Origin of the sequence: Brachyspira catarrhinii (assembly GCF_005518285.1) — a bacterium.
Lineage (GTDB): Bacteria > Spirochaetota > Brachyspiria > Brachyspirales > Brachyspiraceae > Brachyspira > Brachyspira catarrhinii.
Genome location: NZ_SJDU01000100.1, coordinates 1 through 6,856 on the forward strand (window position 1 = coordinate 1; position 6,856 = coordinate 6,856).

Consider the following 6,856-nt stretch of genomic DNA (forward strand, 5'->3'; position numbering starts at 1 on the left):
AAAACAAACGCGAGTTATATTTACGGACTTTTAAATAAAATAAGAGTTCCAGAAAGCGATTTTGAAGAAAATATAGAAACGGCTTCGGAAATATTTTCAAACGAAAACACAAATACGATGTTCATATTTTATTCTTACGAGAATTCAAAATATATCGCTTATAGTTATATCGTAGGCGACAGAGAAGTAAAAAAATCGGAGTTAATCGACAGAGAAAAATTAAACGGATTTTTAACTTCTTTTACAAATATAAGCAAGGCTCAAGATAGAATAAAGGCTTTGAAATCCATCGAAAACGGAATGCTATCTTCTGCAATGATTAAAGACGCTTCAAAAGTCGACATGGTCTATATTACGGGTTCTTATGCAAATTTATTTACCGTTCCTTTCGCTTATTTGGACGCTTTTAAGAATGCGGATGTTATTAAAATAAGAGAATTAAAATATTCTTCGGGAGATATATTAAATTTGGGAAATGTTAAAGTGGAATTGAAAACGCAAACTAATTTTTATAATTCGCTCGAAACTTTAGCCGTTCAATCTGCAAAAACGGATTCAAAAAGAAATATTCCAGCGATTCATTATATAGGAATTTCTACCAACGATAAACCTTTTGACAGCGAAGATATTTTCTTATCTCCAGCTAATAATATCGATATTTTTAGATATTTGCGAGGACGAAACGAAACAAAATTAATGTTCACATATTCCGCCGACACTTCGGGCGATTATTATACTTCAATGAAATATTTATACGGAAATTTTGACAAAGGAATAATCGAGGCTTACGGATATATAAAAAATAATAAAGTAGATTTTAACGCGATAAATCCTTCGGACGAAAACGCTTTATATATGGCAAGTTATACTTTGTTTGATTATATATTGCCGAGCATTCCAAAGTTTAGGAAAGATAAATAAAAAAATTTGAATTTTGAATATAGAAAAATTTAATTCGATAATTTTTAATAACGAAATAAAAGAACAAAAAAGAAAACGGAATTAAAAATATAGAACGCTTAATTTATTTGCTATAGAAATAATATTTTTCCCAAATAGTTCCCAAAAATTCCAAAATCCCGCTTATTTTTTTTAATTTTTCATATCAAACAATCAAATTTCGTAAAAAAATCGCTTACTGCAAATTAAAAATATTTTTCTAACCCTAAAATATTGTAGTATTTGTATCATTTTAATTGTTAATTTTTCTAAATATAGTAAAAATTAACAAATTTTAGTGTAAAATATATTGACAAATAATTAAAATCCGATTATAATATAAATATAATTAAACATTTTAAAGGGGGACTTTACAATGAGAAAAATATTAATCGTATCTTTTTTAATTTCGTTAAGCGGTTTGTCAAATTTATTTGCTGCAGATTTCGAGCCAGGAATAGGTTTTTTCGTTCCTTTGGGAGCTTCGATTTCCACAAAAAGTCAAACTCATAACGTTAACGCCGATAAAAATGACGGAGTATTGTCGAGCAAATCGGGTTTTGAATTCGGAGTCGGGATACTTCCGGGTTTTTATAAGGGATTTGACGACTATATGGGATTTTCAATAGCTTTGGATTTGGGCTATAAACGAGAGGTTTTTTCCTACAACGAAAATAAACTTGGAGGCTCTCAATACAAAAATGTCGCCACAGGTTATTACTTCGACACGATAAATATCGGCTTGCTTCCAAAATTCAATATCGCTCGTTTCTATATCGGAATAGGCGGAGGAATAAAATTAATCGTATCGGGAAGCGAAAAAACTAAAAATTATGACGAAAATCAAAATCAGTTTGTGGACTCCGAAACAAAATATAATTTCGATTCCGTAAAAAGTAAATTCAAAAATCCTTATATTCCTTATATTAAAGCGACTTTGGATTATTTATTTTTCCTTGACGATGAAATCGCTTTGGGAATAGGATTATACGCGGGTTACGATTTCGGTCCGCAAATCAAAGACGATAGATTTAGCAAAAATAATTTGGGCGCTTTCGATATTGGAGGACAAATTAGTTTTTATTTCGTAAACGATTAATTAATTTTTATTTACTACAAATAATTAAATGCGGTAGCTATTTTTAGTTATCGCATTTTTTATTTTTTATTTACAATTTTTCATTTATAATAATATTAGTTTACATAATTTTTTACTATTGTTTTTTTATTATAATCCGAAAAAATAATAAATAGGGGTAGTTTTATGATAGAACCTATAAAGCCTATAATTTTAGGATTAGTTCAGGCAATAACCGAATTTTTGCCCGTTTCGAGTTCGGGGCATTTGAGAATAGCGGAATATTTTCTTGGATTCAAAACGGAAAATATACTTTCGTTTGAAATAGCTCTTCATTTTGGAACTTTTTTGGCGACAGTTTTAATTTTTAGGCATGATATTTTAATCGCGATTAAAGGATTTTTTTTAGGTTTGAAAGATTTTAAAAACGCAAGCGAAAATGACGAAGGTTTTAGAATCGCTTTTATGGTAATAATAGCTTCTATTCCGATTGCGATTGTAGGATTTTTTTTGGAGAAATATTTAAGCGATATGCCTATGCATAGAATAGGATTGAATCTTATAATCACTGGCTCTATTCTTCTGCTTACTAAAAATACGGATAAAATACCGATAAAGAAAGATGTTTTTTCCACCACTTATTATAATGTTTTTATTATAGGAGTCGCTCAGGCTTTGGCGGTTTTTCCCGGAATATCTCGCTCGGGAATGACTATAAGCGTAGCGTTATTTTTGGGATTGAATAGAGATTTTGCGGGAAGATTTTCGTTTCTAATTTCTTTGCCCGCAATTTTCGGAGCTTTGATTTTGTCTTTAAAAAATTTGGGAGATTTCAAAAATTTCGATATTGTTTACGCCGTTATCGGAGTTGTTACTTCTTTCGTATTCGGAATAATAGCTTTGAAATTATTAATGTCGTTTTTGAAAAGAGGAAAATTTTTTCATTTTGGTTTTTACTGTATGATAGTGGGAATTGCCGTATATTTATATTTTACGACAGTCGCGGTTAATTGACGGAGTTTTTTATGAACAAATTTGACGATAAAAATAGAAATCCAATTTTCGATATAGCGGGATTTTTATGTCTGCTTTTTGCGGGAATATTACTGCTTTCGTATTTTAGTTTGAATTCTGAAAATATAGATTTGAATGAAAATATATCTCAAAATTTACTCGGAATTTTCGGCGCTTATATTTCCGTTAATTCTTTTTTGGCTTTCGGTTATTCTTCTTTTATTTTTCCAATATTTTTTATATATGCGGGAATCAATATTATACTTAAAAATTCGGCAAGTAAAATTCCGTTGTCGGCGCTCGCTTCTTCAATTTTAATGATATTGTTGAGCGTTCTATTCGACATTAATTTGGGAGATATCGTTTCTTATAAAAAAGGCGGAATTATGGGAGCGGTTATCGGAGAGAGTTTAATTTCTTTATTCGGTAAAACGGGCGCTCTTATAATGACAATATCTGGTTTGATTATTTTAACTATCGTATTGGCTAAAGTTTCGATTTTGGATTTAATAAATTATTTAAAAAATTCTTTAAGCAAAATCAATTTGAAAAAAATAAAAGAGTTTGAAAATAAAATAATAAACGAAAATAAAAATAATATAAATAAAACTAATTCAAACGATAACGAAAAACTTCAAACTAAAGATTATTTACCAATTTTTTATAAAAAAGAAATTTCCGATATGAATTTTGAAACATTGCCGTTTATAGAAAAAATTAAGGAATCGAATAATTTTTCCAATCCTTTTTCATTTAACGAAGAAGAATTTAGAGAAAAATTAAAAAGAAAAAATAATTCAAATAATTTTAATAAAAATTTTTTTAACGAATCAAATAATTATTCTGATAACGAAAATAAAATAGACGATATTGTAAACGGTTTGAAGAATAATAATTTTAATGTAAATACTTTAGAAACCGAAGAGGAAGATTTGGGAAGTTCTTTGGCAAAAGCGGTTTTCGGAAACGATTATAAAAAAAATAATTATAATAATAATGACAAACAAAATAACGATTTTTTATCCGAATATTCTTTAAATAAAATAGATAAAAATAATAATTCAAATAATATTGACGGTGAAGAATTGGAATTGGATTTTAATATCAACAGAGCGAGAGTGTCCGATTTCAAAAAAGCGATCTACGAAGATTCTATTCATTCGAGGTCAAGATTCGACAAAACTGAAAATTTTATTAAAGCGAACAACAATACTTATGACGATTATAGCGAATATTTATTAAGAAAGAAAAAAGAAAATTTGAATTTCAATAATTTAAATTCATTAAGTGAAATCAATAAAGTCGAAAATAATTTTGAAAATAAAGAAAACGATTATTATACAAATAACATGAATAATAAAACCGATGGTAAGGAAGATTTTAATCGAAAAAAAGAGGATATTCTTTCAAAAATAAGAAATATGGTTAATAAAAATAAAACTCCGAATAATGAAGAATATATTCCCGTTTCAAATAATATAAATAATAATAAACCTTTTGAATTTAATATGGGTTACGCTTCAAAAAGAGAATATAATCGAGCCGACCATATTCCCGAAAATTATAATAATTTTCATTCTAATAATTTTAATTATAATTTGGAAGAATTCGATTTGGACGAAGAAGAATTATACAAAACGGAAGATAATCCCAATCATATAGAAGATATTCAAATAAAAGAAATAAGCGAAAATAATAACGAAGTTAATTTTGAAGAAAATAATAATTTAGAAAATATAAACAATATAAATTTTAAAGAGATAAAAGAAAATAATAATGAGTCTCCGTCTTTTATAAATATTGAATCCGATAAAAAAATCAATATTATAAACGACAGTCATAAAGCGATAATCAAAAGAACAAAAAGCGATTTGGATTTGATACAGTCCAATTTTGACGCAAAATATGTCGACAAACATTATAAATCTCCTCCTTTTGATTTATTAAACAGAGCGATTCCAATTAACGATAACGCTATGATGGAATCGATAAAACAGACGGCGATACAACTTGAAAACACTTTGCTTGATTTTAATATCGAGGCAAAAGTTACGGGAGTTTCGAGAGGACCAGTTATTACGAGATACGAACTCGAACTTGCCGCTGGAACGAGAGTTTCAAAAATAGCGAACCTTACGGACAATATCGCTTTGGCTTTGGCTTCGGAGAGCGTTAGAATAATTGCGCCGATTCCCGGTCGTTCGGTTATTGGAATTGAAATACCGAATAAAGTGAGAAACGCCGTTTATTTGAGAGAAGTTTTGGAAAGCGTAGATTTTAGAAATTCCAAATTGGATATTCCGTTCGTTTTGGGCAAAGGCATTTACGGAAATAATGTAGTTTCGGATATGTCGGAAGCTCCTCACCTTTTGGTTGCGGGAACTACGGGAAGCGGAAAGAGCGTTTGTTTGTCCACAATAATTCTTTCGCTTTTGTATAAATTCCGTCCAGACGAGCTTAAATTTATATTTGTCGATAAAAAGAGAGTCGAACTTTCTATTTATAACGGAATTCCTCATTTAATGTCTCCAGTCGTTTCGGACGAGAAAAAAGCCACGATAGTCTTGAGATATATTGTCGACATAATGGAAAAACGATACGAAAGAATGGAAAGATTTTTTGTCCGCAATGTTAAAACTTATAACGAAAAAGTAAAACAGCTTATAAAAGAAGGAGAAACGGAATTCAACGGCGAACCTTTGGAATTGTTTCCTTATATAGTTTTGGTTATAGACGAACTTCACAATTTGATGGTTGTCGCTTCAAAAGAAGTGGAAGATTTAATTTCGCGTTTGGCGGGAATGAGCCGAGCGGTTGGAATACATTTGATAATCGCAACTCAAAGACCTTCGGCTGATGTCGTGACGGGAGTCATTAAGGCTAATTTGCCAACAAGAGTGGCGTTTCAAGTTCCGAATAAAACCAATTCGAGAATCATAATAGATATGTCTGGAGCGGAACAACTTTTGGGAAAAGGAGACGCTTTATTTTGCGCATCGGGAAGTCAAATGCCAGAGAGAATACAGGGCGCTTTCGTTTCCGATAACGAAGTGAAAAAAGTAGTCGATTATCTATCGGGCGAAATGTCCCCGATGTTTGACGAAAGTTTGATAGCCGCTTTGGAAGGAAGCGATGGAGACGATAGAAGTTCGGACGAAGAAGATATACTTGACGAAGAATTATGGGAAGACGCCGTTAAACTTGTGGCAAGAACGGGAAAAGCGAGCGCATCGTTTTTACAGCGAAGATTAAAAATTGGATATAATCGCGCGGCAAGAATAGTGGAGATAATGGAGCGTCAGGGAATAGTGGGACCGGAAAACGGCAGCAAACCGAGAGAAGTTTTAATTTCGTTGGAAGAATAAATTTGTCATTACGAGAATAGAAGCCCGAAGTAATCCAATTAGAATTCGTTAACAATTCTAATAACAATGTGGCTTAAGCCCATTGTGTGCAATTGCAGAAGTATGCAATAAGAAAAAGCACGCAAGGGGTTAAAACCCTTTGTTATCAGAGTTGAGGATTTGTCATTGCGAAATAGTGAAAACTATTGAAGCAATCTATAAAGTGTGGATTGCCACGCCTCACGCTGTTCGGCTCGCACATGCTGTGCGCCTCGCTTTGCGTGCCTTCGGCAACGGCAATGACAGAAATTTGCTAACTTCATTTAATTAATTTTACTATATTTTTTTATCTTTTTATAAACTTTACTTAAAATTACATATTAACTTAAAATTTTTTTAAAAAAATTCGCTTTTTTAACAAAAAAGTGTTGACAAATTTTTTAAATTTGTTATAATACATATAGAGAGTTTGAAGCTGTAT

At 30.8% G+C, this 6,856-nt stretch carries 3 protein-coding genes and 1 pseudogene; all 4 read left to right on the forward strand.

Annotated elements, in window-relative coordinates; genetic code table 11:
- Positions 1–921, forward strand: a pseudogene (locus EZH24_RS14005) (ABC transporter); the annotation flags it as partial.
- Between the two features lie 394 nt (positions 922–1,315).
- Complete coding sequence (locus tag EZH24_RS05235; protein WP_137998085.1) at positions 1,316–2,038, forward strand: hypothetical protein; 723 nt, start codon at positions 1,316–1,318, stop codon at positions 2,036–2,038.
- A 165-nt stretch (positions 2,039–2,203) separates the two neighbouring features.
- The gene (locus EZH24_RS05240; RefSeq protein WP_137998087.1) at positions 2,204–3,031 is read left to right on the forward strand and encodes an undecaprenyl-diphosphate phosphatase; all 828 of its coding nucleotides are present in this window, start codon (positions 2,204–2,206) and stop codon (positions 3,029–3,031) included.
- Between the two features lie 11 nt (positions 3,032–3,042).
- Positions 3,043–6,396: a DNA translocase FtsK gene (locus tag EZH24_RS05245; protein ID WP_137998088.1), complete on the forward strand. Its 3,354-nt coding sequence runs from the start codon at positions 3,043–3,045 to the stop codon at positions 6,394–6,396.
- Positions 6,397–6,856: the final 460 nt, after the last annotated feature.

Coding starts and splice junctions, on each gene's coding strand:
- EZH24_RS05235 (WP_137998085.1), top strand. CDS start 1,316: ATGAGAAAAATATTAATCGTATCTTTTTTAATTTCGTTAAGCGGTTTG.
- EZH24_RS05240 (WP_137998087.1), top strand. CDS start 2,204: ATGATAGAACCTATAAAGCCTATAATTTTAGGATTAGTTCAGGCAATA.
- EZH24_RS05245 (WP_137998088.1), top strand. CDS start 3,043: ATGAACAAATTTGACGATAAAAATAGAAATCCAATTTTCGATATAGCG.